Origin of the sequence: Rhizobium sp. NLR10b (assembly GCF_019685435.1) — a bacterium.
In the GTDB taxonomy this organism is placed as follows: Bacteria; Pseudomonadota; Alphaproteobacteria; order Rhizobiales; family Rhizobiaceae; genus Rhizobium.
This window is the reverse complement of the sequence record NZ_JABDWV010000021.1, coordinates 42,486-59,433: the sequence shown is the minus strand read 5'-3', so window position 1 is coordinate 59,433 and position 16,948 is coordinate 42,486. Positions and strand designations below refer to the sequence as shown.

General features: G+C 58.4%; 14 protein-coding genes. 9 read left to right on the top strand and 5 right to left on the bottom strand.

The genetic code is table 11. From position 1 onward, the window contains the following. Positions 1–134 precede the first annotated feature (134 nt). On the bottom strand, positions 135–1,562 hold the full coding sequence (locus HJB91_RS27515) for a mannose-1-phosphate guanylyltransferase/mannose-6-phosphate isomerase (protein ID WP_020922051.1): 1,428 nt from the start codon (positions 1,560–1,562) through the stop codon (positions 135–137). After that, positions 1,559–3,022 carry a phosphomannomutase gene (locus HJB91_RS27510; RefSeq protein ID WP_221156478.1) on the bottom strand — a complete coding sequence of 488 codons (1,464 nt, stop codon included), beginning with the start codon at positions 3,020–3,022 and terminating at the stop codon, positions 1,559–1,561. The genes HJB91_RS27515 and HJB91_RS27510 overlap by 4 nt, the downstream gene beginning before the upstream one ends. A gap of 230 nt (positions 3,023–3,252) precedes the next feature. On the opposite strand from HJB91_RS27510, the gene ung reads away from it, so the two are divergent. From ung to HJB91_RS27495, 3 genes are all read left to right on the top strand, one after another. After that, positions 3,253–3,954, top strand: coding sequence for a uracil-DNA glycosylase (gene ung, locus HJB91_RS27505; protein ID WP_210630205.1), 702 nt, complete (start codon positions 3,253–3,255; stop codon positions 3,952–3,954). A gap of 135 nt (positions 3,955–4,089) precedes the next feature. Further along, the gene (locus HJB91_RS27500) at positions 4,090–5,022 is read left to right on the top strand and encodes a VOC family protein (protein WP_221156476.1); all 933 of its coding nucleotides are present in this window, start codon (positions 4,090–4,092) and stop codon (positions 5,020–5,022) included. A gap of 10 nt (positions 5,023–5,032) precedes the next feature. Next, positions 5,033–5,638 carry an alpha/beta hydrolase gene (locus tag HJB91_RS27495; protein ID WP_210630209.1) on the top strand — a complete coding sequence of 202 codons (606 nt, stop codon included), beginning with the start codon at positions 5,033–5,035 and terminating at the stop codon, positions 5,636–5,638. Between the two features lie 175 nt (positions 5,639–5,813). Here HJB91_RS27495 and HJB91_RS27490 read toward each other — a convergent pair whose 3' ends face one another. Continuing rightward, a complete protein-coding gene (locus tag HJB91_RS27490) occupies positions 5,814–6,056 on the bottom strand; it encodes a KTSC domain-containing protein (protein ID WP_064804427.1) in 243 nt (80 codons plus the stop codon). 655 nt (positions 6,057–6,711) lie between these two features. Here HJB91_RS27490 and HJB91_RS27485 point away from each other — a divergent pair. Further along, on the top strand, positions 6,712–7,503 hold the full coding sequence (locus HJB91_RS27485) for a metallophosphoesterase (protein WP_210630211.1): 792 nt from the start codon (positions 6,712–6,714) through the stop codon (positions 7,501–7,503). 190 nt (positions 7,504–7,693) lie between these two features. Here HJB91_RS27485 and HJB91_RS27480 read toward each other — a convergent pair whose 3' ends face one another. Together HJB91_RS27480 and HJB91_RS27475 are read right to left on the bottom strand one after the other, a co-directional pair. Next, positions 7,694–9,013 carry a UDP-glucose/GDP-mannose dehydrogenase family protein gene (locus HJB91_RS27480; RefSeq protein ID WP_210630213.1) on the bottom strand — a complete coding sequence of 440 codons (1,320 nt, stop codon included), beginning with the start codon at positions 9,011–9,013 and terminating at the stop codon, positions 7,694–7,696. Positions 9,014–9,280: 267 nt separating this feature from the next. Continuing rightward, on the bottom strand, positions 9,281–9,880 hold the full coding sequence (locus HJB91_RS27475; protein ID WP_221123064.1) for a transglutaminase-like cysteine peptidase: 600 nt from the start codon (positions 9,878–9,880) through the stop codon (positions 9,281–9,283). A 303-nt stretch (positions 9,881–10,183) separates the two neighbouring features. Here HJB91_RS27475 and HJB91_RS27470 point away from each other — a divergent pair, with 303 nt between their 5' ends. From HJB91_RS27470 to HJB91_RS27450, 5 genes are all read left to right on the top strand, one after another. Further along, entirely contained in the window at positions 10,184–11,593 is a 1,410-nt protein-coding gene (locus HJB91_RS27470; RefSeq protein WP_221156474.1) for an O-antigen ligase, read from the top strand. 302 nt (positions 11,594–11,895) lie between these two features. Further along, positions 11,896–13,107 carry a polysaccharide biosynthesis/export family protein gene (locus HJB91_RS27465; protein WP_210630219.1) on the top strand — a complete coding sequence of 404 codons (1,212 nt, stop codon included), beginning with the start codon at positions 11,896–11,898 and terminating at the stop codon, positions 13,105–13,107. Between the two features lie 83 nt (positions 13,108–13,190). After that, on the top strand, positions 13,191–13,901 hold the full coding sequence (locus tag HJB91_RS27460; RefSeq protein ID WP_210631575.1) for a sugar transporter: 711 nt from the start codon (positions 13,191–13,193) through the stop codon (positions 13,899–13,901). A gap of 51 nt (positions 13,902–13,952) precedes the next feature. Further along, positions 13,953–16,229 carry a polysaccharide biosynthesis tyrosine autokinase gene (locus HJB91_RS27455; RefSeq protein WP_210630221.1) on the top strand — a complete coding sequence of 759 codons (2,277 nt, stop codon included), beginning with the start codon at positions 13,953–13,955 and terminating at the stop codon, positions 16,227–16,229. Then, the gene (locus HJB91_RS27450; protein WP_221146896.1) at positions 16,229–16,933 is read left to right on the top strand and encodes a hypothetical protein; all 705 of its coding nucleotides are present in this window, start codon (positions 16,229–16,231) and stop codon (positions 16,931–16,933) included. The genes HJB91_RS27455 and HJB91_RS27450 overlap by 1 nt, the downstream gene beginning before the upstream one ends. Positions 16,934–16,948: the final 15 nt, after the last annotated feature.

Here is a 16,948-nt window from a genome sequence, read left to right as displayed (position 1 = left end):
CAGAGGACATCTCCTGTCAGGTCTGTCGGCTCATTCATTCTACGAGAATCCCGGAGGGGAATTCAACAGGGATGGTGGTCATGCCGGAAGCGCCGGCGGGCTGATCTGGCCTGCCTGTCGTTCCGGCACTTGGCTTATGTTCTTCCGAATTCGTCAACGATGCGGATGATATCGTCCTCGCCGAGATAGGAGCCCGTCTGAACCTCGATGAGCTCGAGAACGATCTTGCCGGGATTGGCGAGACGGTGGACTTCTCCGAGCGGGATATAGACGCTTTCGTTCTCGCGCAGCATCTGCACGTTGTCGCCGATCGTCACCTCGGCCGTTCCCTTTACGACGACCCAGTGCTCGGAGCGATGGTGGTGTTTTTGCAGCGAAAGCTTCTTGCCCGGCGTGACGAAGATGCGCTTCACCTGGAAGCGGTCGCCGTTGAAGATCGAGGTATAGCCGCCCCAGGGGCGATAGGACGTCGGATGGGTTTCGGTGAATTTCGCCGTGGCGGAAGCGGAGGCCAGCATCTTGACCAACTGCCCGACATTCTGGCTGTCCTTGAGCGGACCGACATAGACCGCGTCCTCGCTGGCGATGACGGCGACGTCGTCCATGCCCTGGACGGCAAGGTGCACGCCGTGGGTCATGACGAGCGAGTTGCGGGTGTTGACGACGGTCGTGTTTGCGGCGGCGACATTGCCGTTGTCGTCGCGGACGCCTGATTTCCAGACCGCATCCCAGCTTCCCATATCGGACCACTTGAAGGGCGAGGGGACGACGGCGGCCTTCGAGGTCTTCTCCATGATCGCATAGTCGATGGAGATATCAGGGCTCTTTGCGAAATGATCGGCATCGAGGCGGGTGAAGTCGAGATCGCGGCTTGCCTTGGAAACGGCCTTGCCTGCCGCCTTCAGTACGTCGGGCGCATATTCCTGAAGTTCGGCAATCAGCTCTGTCACCGGGAACATGAAGATGCCCGAGTTCCAATAGAAGCCGCCATCGGCCAGCATCTGCTCGGCCTTGTCCAAGGCCGGCTTTTCCACGAAGCGGCTGACCTTGTGGGCGCCGTTTCCGAGCGCTTCGCCGATTTCGATATAGCCGTACCCGGTCGCGGGCTCGGTGGGGTTAATGCCGAAGGTGACGAGCTTGCCAGCAGCGGCCGCATCGCGGGCGATGCGGATGCAATCGAAATAGCTCTTGTCGGCAAGGATCTCGTGATCCGAAGCAAGCATCTGGATGATCGTGTCCTTGCCGAAGAGCTCGGCGGCGAGCGTCGCGGCGGCGGCCACCGCTGCGGCGGTGTTGCGGGCAACGGGCTCGAGCAGCACGGCGGCGAGCGGAATGGCAAGCGCGCGGGCCTGCTCGGCGACCAGGAAGCGGAATTCCTCGTTGGTGACAACGATCGGGGCTTCATAGAGCGCGGGATCGGAAACACGTTCGAGGGTGTCCTGGAACAGCGTCTTGTTGCCGACGAACTGAATGAATTGTTTCGGCGCGGTGGCACGGGAAAGCGGCCAGAGCCGGGTGCCTTTACCGCCGGCCATGATCACGGGAACGATTTTCTGCGTCATAGGCGGGTTCCTTGAAATACGTTTTCGTCGCATGATTGTCGGGCGCCTGCCCAGTCTCTAATTCGATTGAGCCCTGCCTGCAGCAGGGCCAGAGCTGCAGTTTCGCTTCCGGCCTCGACGTAGCAGCGCATTTCCGGCGCGTTGCCGGACGGGCGGAAATGGATGATCCCGCCATCTCCGAGCGTCACTCGAAGGCCGTCTATGTCGGATTTCGCCGCCACCTCGCCGATCGGCAGCAGGAAAGCGGAGAGATTTTCATCCGAGGCGCGCAGATATCCCATCAGCGCCGCACTGGTCTCGACCGCGAAATTCTCCAGGCGGTCGGCGGCGGCAAAGGGCAGGCGATAGGAGGCGGCGATAACAGAGAGCGGCTGCCGGCGTTTGGCGGCGAGCGACAGGATCGCCAGCATCGGGACGAAGCAATCGCGTGTCGGCAGGGCGCGCACGGCTCTGCCGTTAATAACGAAGGGGGTTGCGGTCAGCAGCCCGCCATTGGCCTCGAAGCCCATTACGTGATCTCGCCCAGCGGCGACGGCTTCTTCCATGCCTGTTATGACGAAGGGCGAGCCGACGCGGGTGCGCGTGACGGTAAAGGAGCCTGCTGCCTCGATGCCGGAATTGGAGGTCACCGGTGTCACCACCGTGCCGGCTCCAAGGAAATTGGCTGCCACCAGGCCGAGAAGATCGCCGCGCAGTGGCGTGCCGGTTTCGTCGGCGACCAGCGGGCGGTCGCCATCGCCATCCGTCGAGACGATTGTATCGAAGCTGTGATCGGAGACCCAGCGCTTCATCAGCGTGATAGTCTCCTCGGAAACGGCTTCTGTATCGACCGGAATGAAGCTTTCCGAACGCCCGAGAACGGTGACCTCAGCGCCATAATGGGCAAGAACGTCGACCAGGAGATCACGGGCTACGGTGCTGTGCTGGTAGACGCCGATCTTCAGGCCGGACAGCGCGCCTTGCGGAAGCAGGGCCGTATTGCGTTCGAAAAAGAGCTGTCGACAGATCGCCTCACGATCTTCCATCGCCGCTGGCGCCTGCATGACCGCTTCGCCGCTTTTCTCGATTTCGGCGGCCAAGGCGGTAATCGCAGCCTCGTCCGATTTGTCGATCTCGCCGTCCGGACGGTAGAACTTGATGCCGTTGCGGTCCGCCGGAATATGAGAGCCGGTTATCATCAGGCATGCGGCCTTGCTTTCAAGACCATAAAGAGCAAGGGCTGGCGTCGGGACATTGCCGCAGTCGAAAATGCGGAAGCCGAGCGCGGCAAGCGCGCCAGCGCAATTGCCCGAGATTTCGGGGCTGGAATCGCGAAAGTCGCGGCCGATCAAAATGACGTCGCCGGTCTGTGCCTTGCCGCTTTTCAGCAGATATTTGCCGAACGCCATCGCGTAGAGAGCCGAGGCACGACCCTTGAGATCCACTGAAAGTCCGCGAAGGCCGCTCGTGCCGAATTTCATTTGAAGAGGTGCCTCCAGTTTACAATCAAGGTTCTACTCAGGCCGCCTGCCGGCGTAAATACCGAAGCCGTCATATAGTTAAACACGAACGACGATGCCTCGGACAGCCTCTCGCAGTCTTCTCCCGCCGATCCTAAAGACGTAGACCCATTGCCGACAGGCATTGCAGCGTAGATCGATTTTGTTAGAACCGTGTGTCCATTGTTTCGTCCTATGCTGAAGGGTTCCTGATGAGCGATACATCCGTCAGTCTCGATGAGGGCTGGAAGGCCGCGCTGGCGGGGGAGTTTTCAAGCCCCTATATGCAACAACTCAAATCCTTTCTCGTCGCGCAGAAACGAGTGGGCAAGCGGATCTTCCCGAAGGGCAGCGAATATTTCCGCGCTCTTGATCTGACGCCGATTGTCAACGTCAAGGCCGTCATCCTCGGACAGGATCCATATCACGGGCTTGGGCAGGCTCATGGACTATGCTTCAGCGTCCGACCCGGCGTGCGCATACCGCCCTCGCTCGTCAATATCTATAAGGAGATGGAGACGGATCTCGGCATAGCGCCAGCGCGCCATGGTTTTCTCGAACATTGGGCAAAGCAGGGCGTGCTCCTGCTGAACAGCGTGCTGACGGTCGAGGAAGGGCAAGCGGCCGCCCATCAGGGCAAGGGGTGGGAGCGCTTCACCGATGCCATTATCGGCAAAGTCAATGACGAATGCGAATCTGTCGTCTTCATGCTCTGGGGCTCCTATGCCCAGCGCAAGGCCGCATTTGTCGATACCACGCGGCATCTGGTGCTCAAGGCGCCGCATCCCTCGCCGCTTTCGGCCCATAACGGCTTCTTTGGCTGCAAACATTTTTCCAAGGCGAATGCCTTCCTTCAGTCCCGCGGACGGGCGCCGATCGACTGGCAATTGCCGGCAGATCCTTACGGCGCCTGATGTGAACGCGGCGCGATCTTCGTTCACTAATAATAGACAATGCGTTTTGGTCTCTGGGTCTATTCCGGAGGCCGGCTGAGGCGCATTTATGATCCATCAAAAGCCCGCGGACTGCGGGCAAGAAAGGGGTCTCACATGCTCGATCAGATCAAGGGTCTGCACCACGTCACGTCGATGGCGCAGGACGCCCGCACCAACAATCAGTTTTTCACCCATGCGCTCGGCCTGCGGCGCGTCAAGAAGACTGTCAATTTCGATGCGCCTGATGTCTACCATCTCTACTATGGTGATGAGAGCGGTGCGCCCGGCACGATCATGACCTATTTCCCGTTCCCGAAGATGGCGCAGGGCCGGCCCGGGACCGGGGAAGTCGGCACGACGGTATTTTCTGTCCCGCAAGGCTCGCTCGGCTTCTGGAGCGACCGCTTCGCCACGCTTGGTCTCGGCGGTCTGAAGGCTGAGGAAAGCTTTGGCGAAAAGCGCTTGAACTTCTCCGGCCCGGACGGTGACGGCTTCGCGCTTGTCGAGGTCAAGGATGATGCCCGCCAGCCCTGGACGCATGGCGGCATCAGCGAAGACCACGCCATTCGCGGCTTCCACTCCGTCGCCATGCGGCTGAGAGACGAGGGCGCGACGGCCGAACTCTTGAAGTTCATGGGTTATCAAGTGGCTGAGGAGCGGGACGGCATCAAGCGGCTGATCAAGCCTGACGGCAACGGCGCGCACCTCATCGACCTTGAGACGATGCCGAACATTGCCCGCGCGCTTCCCGGCGCCGGCTCCGTCCACCATGTCGCCTTTGCCGTCGAGAATCGCGAAAAGCAGCTCGAAGTGCGCAAGGCCCTGATGGATACGGGCTATCAGGTGACGCCTGTGATCGACCGTGATTATTTCTGGGCGATCTATTTCCGCACGCCGGGCGGTGTTTTGTTCGAGGTCGCGACCAATGAGCCCGGCTTCGACCGTGACGAAGACACGGCTCATCTCGGCGAAGCGCTGAAGCTGCCGCAGCAGCACGCTCATCTTCGTGCCTTGCTCGAGCAGCATCTGCAGCCGCTCGAAGCGTAGGGAGGGCGAGATGACCGAAACCGGATATGTGCACCGGCTGCGTGCCGGTGCACCTGACAAACCTATTCTGCTCGTGCTGCACGGCACCGGCGGCGACGAAAACCAGTTCTTCGACTTCGGCCGACGGCTGTTGCCCGAAGCAACGATTCTTTCGCCGCGTGGCGATGTTTCCGAATACGGCGCGGCGCGGTTCTTTCGCCGCACCGGCGAAGGGGTCTACGACATGTCCGACCTTTCACGCGCGACGGAGAAGATGGCGGCCTATGTCAAGGCGTTTGCCGACGAATATCGGGCTTCCCACATTCTCGGCCTGGGTTTTTCGAATGGGGCGAATATTCTTGCTAACGTGCTGATCGAAAAAGGCATCTTCGATGCGGCGGTTTTGATGCATCCGCTCATTCCGTTTCAGCCCCAGGCTCGCTCGACGCTCACCGGAAGAAAGGTTCTGGTGACAGCCGGGCAGCGGGATCCCATCGCTCCGGCCGCGGTGACCCAGGCGCTGTCTGCGCACCTGGAGGGCCGGGGCGCGGAAGTCAGGACGGTCTGGCATGCCGGTGGGCACGAGATCGCGCCATCGGAGATCAATGCGGTTAGCGACTTCCTCGGCGGCTATTGACCTTTGCCACAGTGGCCAAGACTGCGAACGGGGCCGGCGAATGCCGGCCCCGCATCGTCGCTGATCGACCAATTATCTGAAGCGCGTCGCGATCTTCGATTCGCTCCTTGCGCTTTAGGTCGCTGATTACGCATGGCGTTGCTGCAAAACCGCAGCACAGTTTTGCGCGACATGCTCAGGGGCGATGAGGATATTTGCCCCTTATTGCCTTCATGTAAAAATTCCCCGGCGATTCTGCCATCGTCAAACCGACGACGACGCCTTTGGGGACACCTTCATATTCTCGTCTCTGGCCGTTGGTCAGATAGACCCGTAGATGCCGGCTGTCTTCGTCGTAGCTGATCGCCTCGATAAGTTTCGAATCAACCGCAGTTTCCACTTTGCACCCCGCAGTTTTGGATCTCAGATTCCTGATCAATAATCGTCATTCACGCTCGCGGCGCACCATCTTTAAGCGGCGTCGCAGGGTCGTCAAGCGTGATCTGCTTTAACGTTCATTTTTTCCGGATGCCTCTCGCTGTAGTTGATTTATGCAGCTTTTCCGGAGGCCTCGCCTGTGGAAAGCCGTCGGTTTCGAGTTCTCCCCGGTCTGGAGACTTTGGGTGGCACAGCCGAATATGAAAGAATCGATCCAGTAGACAGAAGATTAACCGGCGATTAATCATCATGTACTAAAATACAACTTGATATTGATGGTGATATCTTCTCTACGAAAACATAAGCACAGAAACGCCGTTGTCCGTGGCAGCCGTTTATCTATCGTTGGCGAGCTTGCCTCGCTTCGCACCCAGGATTCACGCAGGAGACCCTTGCGCTTTCACTTGGGAGCTACAGGGATGGACAAGCCGCTTGTTTGATGTGTTGGACGCGCAGCGTTCTGTCGCGACCCCAGACGAGGCTGGTGAAGGCGATTCAGCAAGCGGCGAAAGATCAGGTCGTTTTGAATGTGGCAATAAGTTGCGGCTACATTGTCAACGCCGCGATCAGGCCAACTTCTTATGAACACTGAGTTGCGTGCCATTGCAGCGATGGATGGGAAATCGATCAACCCGCCAATCGGTCGGGTCTCATAAATGGGTTACATGTCTAATTATCTAGGACGGTGGCGACAACAGATACCGATACTGGCCGGCAATCGTAAGAAGCGCGCTCGGTTGAGCTTTGCCGAAGGCGACTTCGCTGCGGTCTACGCCATGAGCGATGTTCACGGATGTTACAACGAGCTCGTCGAGGTGCATCGCCGCATCGAGGAGGATGCAGCACGCATTCAGGGGCCGAAACTCATCGTCATGCTCGGCGATTATGTCGATCGTGGACCCGATTCGAGCGCGGTTCTGGAGTTCCTGAGCAAGAACCCGCCGCCAGGATTTCAGCGCCTGGTTCTTTGCGGCAATCACGATGCTGAACTGGTGAAGCTCTATCGCAAACCGGCTGGTATTCTCGAATGGCTGGGTTTCGCCGGGACGGAGACGCTGCACTCATACGGCATCGATATCGAGCATCTCCTGCAGTCGGCGGCGGGAAATGAAACGATCACCCGCGTCATTCGCAATATGATACCCGAGCGGCATATCCAGTTCCTGGAATCGCTGCCGATCATGGTGCGCCTAGGCAGGGTGGTTTTTGTGCATGCGGGCGTCAGACCCGGCATCGATCTCGAGAAACAAAAAGACAACGACCTGATGTGGATCCGGCAGCCCTTCCTGGACGAAGGACCGCAGCTTCCTGTCCTCGTGATCCACGGACATACTCCGGGGCGAGCCCCGACATTCGGTCCGCAACGCATCGGCATCGACACCGCGGTGTCGGCGACGGGCCGGCTGACCGTACTGACGATCAAGGGGACGAGGGTAGGGCTGCTTTAGCGCGCCGTGCGATTTTTCAGACGAAGGACGCGCTCTCCGCACTCTGGATTTGCGCATCGTATTTTTCCAAGAGTCATTTCTGATCTTCGTGCCGATGCGCTCGGCGAAGAGAGCGTGGCGCACGCTCCAAAAACAAACGCCGCGGGATTGTGCCGCGGCGTCAGAAGGTTCACATGGCTGCCAGGCTCCGTCAGGCGTCCTGGTAAAGATTGGTGCCGATACCGGTATAGGTAAAGCCGTGTTTGCGGATTTCGTCGCTGCGATAGATGTTGCGCAGATCGACCAGGACCGGAGCGCGCATCGACTGCTTCAGGCGATTGAAATCGAGTGCGCGGAACTGGTTCCATTCGGTGACGATGACGATGGCATCGGCGTCGGCCGCGGCTTCGTAAGGGCCGTTCGCATATTCGATGTTCTCGATGACCTTGCGGGCATTGTCCATACCCTCTGGATCATAGCCGACGACCTGGGCGCCGGCGTCCTGCAGCGTCTGAATGATGGCGATGGCCGGGCTGTCGCGCATGTCGTCGGTGTTCGGTTTGAAGGTCAGTCCGAGGATGGCGACTTTCTTGCCGCGAATGTCTCCGCCGACCGCCGAAATGACCTTGCGGCCCATTGCCCGCTTGCGGTTGTCGTTGATCGAGATCGTCGTTTCGATCAGACGGACCGGTGCGTCGTAATCCTGCGCCGTCTTGGCAAGGGCAAGCGTATCCTTGGGGAAGCACGAACCGCCGTAACCCGGACCGGCATGCAGGAACTTGGAGCCGATACGGCCGTCAAGGCCGATGCCGCGCGAAACGTCCTGGACGTTTGCGTCGACCCTTTCGCAGAGATCGGCGATCTCGTTGATGAAGGTGATCTTCATGGCCAGGAAGGCGTTAGCCGCATATTTGATGAGCTCGGAGGTGCGGCGGCTCGTGAAGACCAGGGGAGCCTGGTTGAGGTAAAGCGGACGATAGACTTCGGTCATGGTCTCGCGTGCCCGGTCGTCGTTCAGTCCGACGACGATCCGATCAGGACGCTTGAAATCCTCGATCGCCGCGCCTTCACGCAGGAATTCGGGATTGGAGACGACGGCGACGTCAGCCGAAGGATTGGTTTCCCGCACGATGCGCTCGACCTCGTCTCCAGTGCCGACCGGCACCGTCGACTTGGTGACGATGACTGTGAAGCCTTCCACATAGGTGGCAATCTCGCGCGCAGCCGCGTAGACGTAGGAGAGATCGGCATGGCCGTCGCCGCGACGGGACGGCGTTCCGACCGCAATGAACACAACGTCGGCGCCACGAACGCTTTCGCCGACATCCGTCGAAAACGACAGGCGGCCGGTGCTGGTGTTTTCAGCAACCAGTTGATCGAGACCCGGCTCGTAGATCGGAATACGGCCCTCGCGAAGAGCCTCGATCTTACTCAGATCCTTGTCGACGCAGATGACGTCGTGGCCGAAATCCGCAAAGCAAACGCCTGAAACGAGGCCGACATAGCCTGATCCAATCATCGTGATGCGCATATTTCCCTCAAATCATTAGAGTAGAACGTCATGCTGCGTCGCAGCATGGCGTTCGTCATACTGAATCTGGGCCAAAAGACAATATCGAAGATCGCTTAATACCCACATCGGAAGTCGTGTCGAGGGTGCCGCTGTTCGTTGCCGGCCACCCGCTCGACAGCAAAAACATAGGTTTATGTGGGCGATATGACAAGTCGAGCCGTTCGTGAGAGCCGGCTCGATTTCAATCCGGGAATGAGACGAACCGCTCTATCGGCTGCTCGGCTGCTACAGCCGGTACCAGAGGTACGGGTCCGTTCCCGATTGGATCTTGTCCCAGCGCAGATCTGTATCGCGCCAGTTCTTGATGCTGCTTTGCCTGTTGTCGAGGACCAGGTCGCCCTTGTCGGTTCTGACCACGAGGACGGCATGCCCTTCGCCGGAGGGTGTATAGGCCGTTGCAATCCGCAAGGCCCGCGATGACCAGCCCATCGCTATCAGCCGGCTGCGCTTGGTCAATGCAAAATCTTCGCAGTCGCCGCTGCGCACATTCACCTTCCAGACATCGCCGTTCAGTTCGTTGCGGGAATCGTTGCGGCCGATCATGGTACGATTGACCGTGTTGTTCACATTCTTCAGCTGCAGCATTTCCTTGTCCGTCAGTGCGATGACCGCCAGACCGTTGTTGTCGCGGCATTCGGCAGGGTTCTGGGCGCAGAACAGCACCTGGGCGAAAGGCGGAACGATCTTTTCTTTTTCGGAGATATAGCTGACCTCGGAACTGCTGGTCAGGCCGCGGGCGAAACCTGCGGGGCCGGCCGCAAGTGCAGAGCAGGCATTTCCTACTGTAAAAGCCAGTGCCAGAAGTGTAACGAAGGTTTTCTTCATCTCTTAATCCCCGTCAGGGCAAGCGATTGAGATCAGGCTTGCCTTTTGGCTCAGTCAATGGCATGGCGATTTAGTGATCTGCCAAGTATTGGGCACAGAACGCCTGTCCCGTTTCTGCTGCTTGAAGGAGCATAAGCGGGTCCTGTCTCGATTGGCTTAAGCCGTTCGCGACAATTTTAACGATGTGGAATTCTGTTGCACTTTAACACGCAAGCGCTTGATATGCAACTTATGTTAGTACGAGTATATTAACCGTAATGGTTGTGATTGCCTCGTTTTCCCTGCCGGTGAGTGAAGTCCCAAATGTTATCCAACCTCATCAACAGGCAGGTCTTGCGGGAGACGATTCTCGTTGCCTTCATCGGCCTGGTGATATTGACGCTCATTCCTTTTGGGAGTGTCACACCTTTGCCCTTCGCCTTCGCCGCAATCGGAATGTTTGCTCTCGCGATCGTTTCGATATTGCTGTTTGCCGAGCCAATACAAAGCAGGTGGGTGTTCAAGATCGCCTTGCTTTTGCTCGTCGTGCTGGCGAGCTGGGCATTCATCCAAACGATTGAACTGCCGGCAAACTGGCTGGCAAACCCCGCCTGGGGCGCTGCGCGCGATCTGGCGGGCGTCCAATATGCGGCGATCTCCGTCGAGCCGGCCGACACGCTTGCGTCGATACTCAGGGTGGCCCTGCCTTTCGTGACTTTTCTGACCGGACTTATCTTGTGCGATACCGATCAACGAGCGCGGAAAGTGCTGACCAGCCTGGGGCTCGCGGCGGGGGGCATCGCTGTTTTCGGCCTGCTGCAATTTTCGATGTTTCCCACCATCCTGATCGTCATAGAGAAACACGCCTACCTCGACAGCCTGACGGCCGTCTTCGTCAACCGCAATACGGCCGCGACTTTCCTCGGGCTAGGAACGTTGCTCATGCTGACGCTGGTCAGGGACAATGCCCGGTCTTACTCAGTCCATCCGCCCGGCGAACCAGGCCGAAACCTTCTGCTCTTGAGAACGTGGATCTATATTCTGCTCCTATGCGCATGTTTCACCGCGTTGATGCTGAGCCGATCACGCGCCGGAATATTCGCGACCTTTGTCGCCGCGCTCATTTATTTTCCCTGGCTTGCCCTCAATTGGAACGGTTCAAGACAACATTTGACACCGGTGTCGAAATGGCGTTCGGTATTGAAGTTTCTCTCGGCGGTCATTTTCGTCGTCCTGTTGCTGAGCATGTTTGCAGGGCAGGCGATTTTGCGCGCGCAGGAACGGCGGCTCGAGGATGATGATCGTTTCTGTATTCTGCCGGGCATATGGCGTGCCATTTCGGATCACTGGCTAACGGGAACCGGCCTTGGAACCTTCCGCACCGTGTTTTCCGCCTACCGCGATCCCGCCTGCGGCATCTTCGGGATTTTTGACCGTGCGCACAATTTCTACCTCGAAGGCATTCTGGGTCTGGGGATAATGTTTCCGGTTGCGACGTTTCTTGTTTTTGCAGTGCTTGCGAAAGTCTTCCGGCGCGGGCTCTCCGACAGGCGGCGCCTGCGACATTATGTTCTGCTCGGCATAGCGGGGACCGTTCTGGTCGCCCTTCATGCCGCGGTCGATTTTTCGCTGCAAATCCCTGGTTTCGCGGTATTTTTTTCCGCATTCCTGAGCGCCGTCGTTGCGATCAGCCTCGGCCGCAGTCGCGGCGAAATCGATCGGCAATATGGGTGATCGATCCGCGCCAAACGGCTTTAAATGAATGGAATTTATGAAGGTTTTTCGAAAATACCGATTGATTGAGGGCTGCGGGTTGACTCTTAAACGCAAGAAATTTTATAGCGGACGCAGCCTTTAGATTATTGCCGGCGTCAGAGAGCCGGGCTGAGCCGTTCGTTTACTGAAGGGCTCGGCGTTGCCGGGCTGCCACAGTTAGAGAATGATAAACGGCATTCGGTAATTATTGATCAGGGATTGTCTTGTAATTTGTCCGATTGCGGAGCAGTAGCTTCAAGGGCGTCAACACGGGTTATTCTATGGGTTGTTTTCCTGTCGGTAGTACACGCGTCGCCATTGTTGTAGCGCTAACGAGTATATTGGCAAGCTGCACGTCCTTGCCAAGATCCGGTCCAGATCACAAAGATGTCGATCGAGGGGCCGCGGTAAAGGTAACAACGAAGGAGCGTCGCGTCGGTATCGACTACGCCCTGGTTGACCTCAGCAAGAACGTCCTGTCCTATTTCACCTCTCCGCAACCGACCTCCTTCAAGGGTTTTGGCGGTGGGCGCGGCGGAGCGCCTGAAATTCCGCTCGGTTATGGCGATGTCGTCGAGGTTGCGATTTTCGAAGCTCAGTCCGGCGGTCTCTTCATTCCCTCCGACGCCGGTAGCCGGCCCGGCAATTATATCTCTCTGCCGGCGCAGACCATCGATAGAAACGGAACGATCACGATTCCCTATGCGGGTCGCGTGCCGGCTGCGGGTCGCCTGAAGGAAACCGTCGAGCAGGATGTCGAAGATCGTCTGGCCAGCCGCGCAATCGAGCCGCAGGTGGTTATCACCACGACAACCAACCGCTCCAGTCAGGTGGCCGTGCTTGGTGACGTCAACAATCCGCAACGCGTTCAGATCAGCCCGGCCGGTGAGCGCATTCTCGACGTCATTTCCGCCGCGGGTGGTTTGACGACCAATAACATTGAAACGAATGTGACGCTGCAGCGCCGCGGCAGAACGGCGACCGTCGCCTACAATACGCTGTTGAAAAATCCGGCGGAGAATATCTATGTCGCGCCGGATGACACGATCTCGGTCGATCATGAGCGCCGTACCTATCTCGCGCTCGGCGCCGCCGGCGTCAGCGGCCGGTTCGATTTCGAAGAGTCGGATCTGACTCTCGGGGAGGCCATCGCGAAGGCGGGCGGCCTGCGCGACGACCGAGCGGACCCAGCCCAGGTTCTGCTCTATCGCCTTCTCCCGAGGAAGACGCTTGCGGCGATGCATGTAGATACGACGCGGTTTGCGGGCGATACGGTTCCCGTGATTATCCGCGCCAATCTTCGTGATCCGGCAACCCTGTTTGCCGCTCAGCAATTCAAGATGGAAGACAAGGATATTATCTATATTTCCAATTCGGACTCTGTCGAATTGGTCAAGTTCCTTGACATCGTAAACTCGGTATCGTCCACTGTCGCCGGCGTGTCGGACGACGCACGCGATACCCGTAATGCGGTGCAAGAACTCGGAAATTAAGTGGGAAAGAGCCGGCGCCGAACGCGTACGATCGGCGCCGCGGCCTGTTTTCGACAGCGGATTTGATGAAGGAAGCCACTTTTATGGCAAGGTTTAGTGTTCATCGTAAACTTGCATATAGCGGAATTGCCGCGGCAATTTTTGTCGGCATGACGTCGGGCGCCTTTGCGGCTGCTTGCCTGGGTCCTGCAAACCTGACTTCCATTGATGTCGGCGGATTTACGGCCAATCCCGCCGTTCTGCTCGATCTGTCCGATCCGTTGGTTCTGTCGTCGCGTGTTCGTGCGCTGGTCGGAAGCAGCAACGACGCGCTGTCGCCGGTGATCGAGCAGGCCAAGAAGGCGAATGCCGCACAGATGGCGGCCATCGGCTCCGGTCTCGCGCGGGCGGCAAACAGTTGCCAGGTGACAGATCCGCAATTCAAGCTGGTTATCGAAAAGGCTGTCGCCGAGGCGGCGAGCGCCGATCCGAACCTCGCGCCGCTGCTTGCTGCCTTTGCAAAGGTCCTGGCCGAAGGCGGGACCGCGGCGCTCGGCCCCGGCGCAAGTGCTGCCGCCGCAGCACCCGGCATCGGCAATGATGGGCAGGTTGGACAAACCGGCCCGGGGTCGGACGATGGCACGCCTTTCGACGGCGCTGCGACGACTGCCGGTACGCTGATAGTTTCGAACGCAGATTCCGACTCGTCTTCGAGCACTACTACCACTACTACGTTTGTCAGCACGAATGGGGGAGGACAGTCGTCCGCTGACACGACGGAGTCGACGAGTCAGAGCGTCCCGGTCACACAATAGCTGGAATTGCCTGTAGATCTTGGCGCTTGACGCCTTTGTTGGAGATCGAAATTGCTGTCGCCAGATAAACTTACGCCGCGTATCGACGCCTCCCGCGATACAGGAAACGAAGCTGATTTCATCGATTTCGACAAGCTGATCGCAATTGTTCGCCGGCAATGGCGGATCGTAGCGGTGTGCGCTTTCGCCTTCGCCATTCTTGGTGTCGTCTATGTGCTGACTGCGGTGCCGGTCTACACGGCCGAGACCAAAGTGCTGATCGACCGCAGCGACAATCAGATGATTAACCAGCTGGCGGCTTTCGGCCAGCTGGACGATGACGAGGGCACGGTCCTCAGCCAGGTCGAGCTGTTGAAGTCCGACACGATCGCCTATGCGGTCGTCGACAAGCTGAAACTTGTCGATGATCCTGTATTCACGGCGCAGAAGAACTCGCTTTTTTCTGTCGCAACGCTGAAATCCCTGGTCAATTTCCGCTCCTGGTTTGCCGACGACGGGGCCGTTGCTCCTGATGCGGAAATGAAGCGGCGATGGGCTGCGGAAACCGTCGCCGGAAATATCGATGTCGAGCGTGTCGGCAAATCCTACGTCCTCGACGTCAGCTATACCTCGCAGTCGCCGGATCTGGCGCGAGAAATCGCCGCTGCCATCGCCGATGTTTATCTGGTTGATAAGCTCAATTCGAAATATGAGGCGACACGCCGGGCCGGCGAGTGGCTGCAGGAGCGTATTGAAGAACTCCGGCAGCAGGCGCTGGACACCGACCTCGCAGTGCAGAAGTTCCGCAGCGAGCATGGACTTGTCGAGGCAGGATCGGGCACTTTGCTCAGCGAGCAGCAGCTTTCCGAACTGAACAGCCAGTTGATCAAGGCTCAGGCCGAAACGGCGCAGGCCGAGGCGAAATATACTCGCATCAAGTCGATCATCGAAGCCAAGCAGACCGATGCGATCGTGACCGATGTGCTTGACAGTTCGATTTCAAACGACCTTCGCAAGAAATATCTGGAAGCTTCGAAGCTCGAGGCCGAGATCGAGGCGCGGCTTGGTCCCGACCACGTGCAGGCAGTCCGGCTCCGTGCTGAGATGGCCGAATACGAACGGCTCATGTTCGACGAGCTGAATCGCATCGCCGAAAGCTATCAGAGCGAGCTCACCGTTGCGCAATCCCGCGAAAAATCGCTGCGCGACAGCGTTGATAAGGCAACGGGTGTGGCGGCAACGGCGGGCGAGACGCAGGTGCAGCTCCGCGAACTCGAGCGGACGCGGGATACTTACAAGAACCTCTATCAGAGCTTCCTGGCGCGCTATCAGGAAGCGATCCAGCAGCAGAGCTTCCCAATTACCGCCGCACGCATCATCACGACTGCGGAGACGCCGACGAAGCCGAGCGCGCCGAAAAGAAGCCTCGTCATCGCTTTCGCCATGTTCCTGGGATGCGCGTTCGGTAGCGGCATTGGCGCTTTCCGTGAATTCCGCGATCGCTTCTTCCGCACCGGTGACGATGTCAAGGATATGCTCGACGTCGAATCACTTGGCGTCATGCCGTTGATCGAGAACAACGTCGAGGATCCGACGCTCGTCGATCCCGGGAACCCGCGAAGCATCGCCAGGGGCGGCAAGACCACGACTTATGTCGAGGAGCATCCGCTGTCGGCATTCGCCGAGACGCTTCGAAGCGCGAAGATCGCGATCGATATCAGTGCCTCCGACCAGCGCTGCAAAGTCATCGGTGTGGTGTCGAGCTTGCCCGGTGAAGGCAAGTCGACGACCGCCATCAATTTTGCCAAGCTTTTGGCCATGCAAGGGGCACGGTGCCTGCTGATCGACGCCGATATGCGCAATCCGGGAGCGACGCGGGCCATCGGCCGCCACGCGGAGGCCGGCTTGCTTGAAGCAATCGTCGACAATCGCCCGCTGAAGGATCTCATTCTCCTTGACCCCAAAACAAAGCTCGCATTCCTGCCGACCGTGGCACGCTATCGCGTCCCGCATTCGTCGGAGCTGCTCGCGTCGCGCGGTATGGATCAGCTTCTCGAGCTTGCGCGTCAAAGTTTCGATTACATTATCGTCGACTTGCCTCCTCTGGCTCCGGTGGTGGATGCACGCGCCATTAACCCGAAGCTCGACGCGGTCGTTTTCGTGATCGAGTGGGGCAAGACTTCGCGGAAGGTGGTTCAGTCGACACTGTTGTCCGAACCGGATCTCTATACGAAGTGCGTCGGTGCCATATTGACCAAGGTCGATCCGGCGCAGATGAAGCTCTACCGGACATTCGGTTCCAGCGAGTATTATTATAAGCGCTATTCGCGGTACTATACCGAAAGCTGATGCTCGGCATTCCGTATGTTTCGCCCACGAGAATCGTTTTCCTCCTCGTCGCTGTGGTCTTTACGGCGCTGGCCGGCCGAGAACTCTATGCTTCGATAAGGACGGCCAGCATTTCGCTTGTCGCCGAGAGGATAGAACGCGGCGAAACTGTCGCGAACGATGTCGCGGCCAGATATGCGGCGCGCGCTGTCGAGGTGGTCGACGGACACTATTGCCGATCTGACATCGTCGCCGCCGGCGTCACGCTCATTCTGACGCAGCTCGATCGACAGAACGTCAATGTCAACTACGACGCTTGGGCCGCTGCGGCGTCAAATGCGCGTCAATATTTGCGGCATGCCCTCTCGTGCATGCCGACAAATAGCAACTTTTGGCTTCGACTTGCGGCCGTGCAGTCGAAAATCGCAGAAGATCCAGTCTCGATTGCGGAAATGATGAAGCGTTCGGTCGTGCTCGCGCCCCACGATCAAGGAATGATTTTATCGCGGTTTTATTTCTGGAACGATTTTACCAGCGTAACCCTTTCCGCTGCAAAGATTGCGCTTGATAGCGATCTCACCACAATGCTGAAACTTGGCGATCGCTGTATGGTCAATGCCGCGATAAGGAAGGTCAACCCGCAGCTCCGCCCGATCTTCGATCGAACTTGGGCGAGCGTAGGAGAGGGGGCTACAGCGCGGTTTCGACAGCGCTGCGGCAGATAATCGTTCTCCGCCATT

What these genes read in the sequence shown, in the direction of transcription:
- HJB91_RS27465 (WP_210630219.1), top strand. Translation starts at nt 11,896, where the DNA reads ATGGGTTGTTTTCCTGTCGGTAGTACACGCGTCGCCATTGTTGTAGCG.
- HJB91_RS27500 (WP_221156476.1), top strand. Translation starts at nt 4,090, where the DNA reads ATGCTCGATCAGATCAAGGGTCTGCACCACGTCACGTCGATGGCGCAG.
- HJB91_RS27485 (WP_210630211.1), top strand. Translation starts at nt 6,712, where the DNA reads ATGGGTTACATGTCTAATTATCTAGGACGGTGGCGACAACAGATACCG.
- HJB91_RS27495 (WP_210630209.1), top strand. Translation starts at nt 5,033, where the DNA reads ATGACCGAAACCGGATATGTGCACCGGCTGCGTGCCGGTGCACCTGAC.
- HJB91_RS27450 (WP_221146896.1), top strand. Translation starts at nt 16,229, where the DNA reads ATGCTCGGCATTCCGTATGTTTCGCCCACGAGAATCGTTTTCCTCCTC.
- HJB91_RS27480 (WP_210630213.1), bottom strand. Translation starts at nt 9,013, where the DNA reads ATGCGCATCACGATGATTGGATCAGGCTATGTCGGCCTCGTTTCAGGC.
- HJB91_RS27475 (WP_221123064.1), bottom strand. Translation starts at nt 9,880, where the DNA reads ATGAAGAAAACCTTCGTTACACTTCTGGCACTGGCTTTTACAGTAGGA.
- HJB91_RS27510 (WP_221156478.1), bottom strand. Translation starts at nt 3,022, where the DNA reads ATGAAATTCGGCACGAGCGGCCTTCGCGGACTTTCAGTGGATCTCAAG.
- HJB91_RS27460 (WP_210631575.1), top strand. Translation starts at nt 13,191, where the DNA reads ATGGCAAGGTTTAGTGTTCATCGTAAACTTGCATATAGCGGAATTGCC.
- ung (WP_210630205.1), top strand. Translation starts at nt 3,253, where the DNA reads ATGAGCGATACATCCGTCAGTCTCGATGAGGGCTGGAAGGCCGCGCTG.
- HJB91_RS27470 (WP_221156474.1), top strand. Translation starts at nt 10,184, where the DNA reads ATGTTATCCAACCTCATCAACAGGCAGGTCTTGCGGGAGACGATTCTC.
- HJB91_RS27515 (WP_020922051.1), bottom strand. Translation starts at nt 1,562, where the DNA reads ATGACGCAGAAAATCGTTCCCGTGATCATGGCCGGCGGTAAAGGCACC.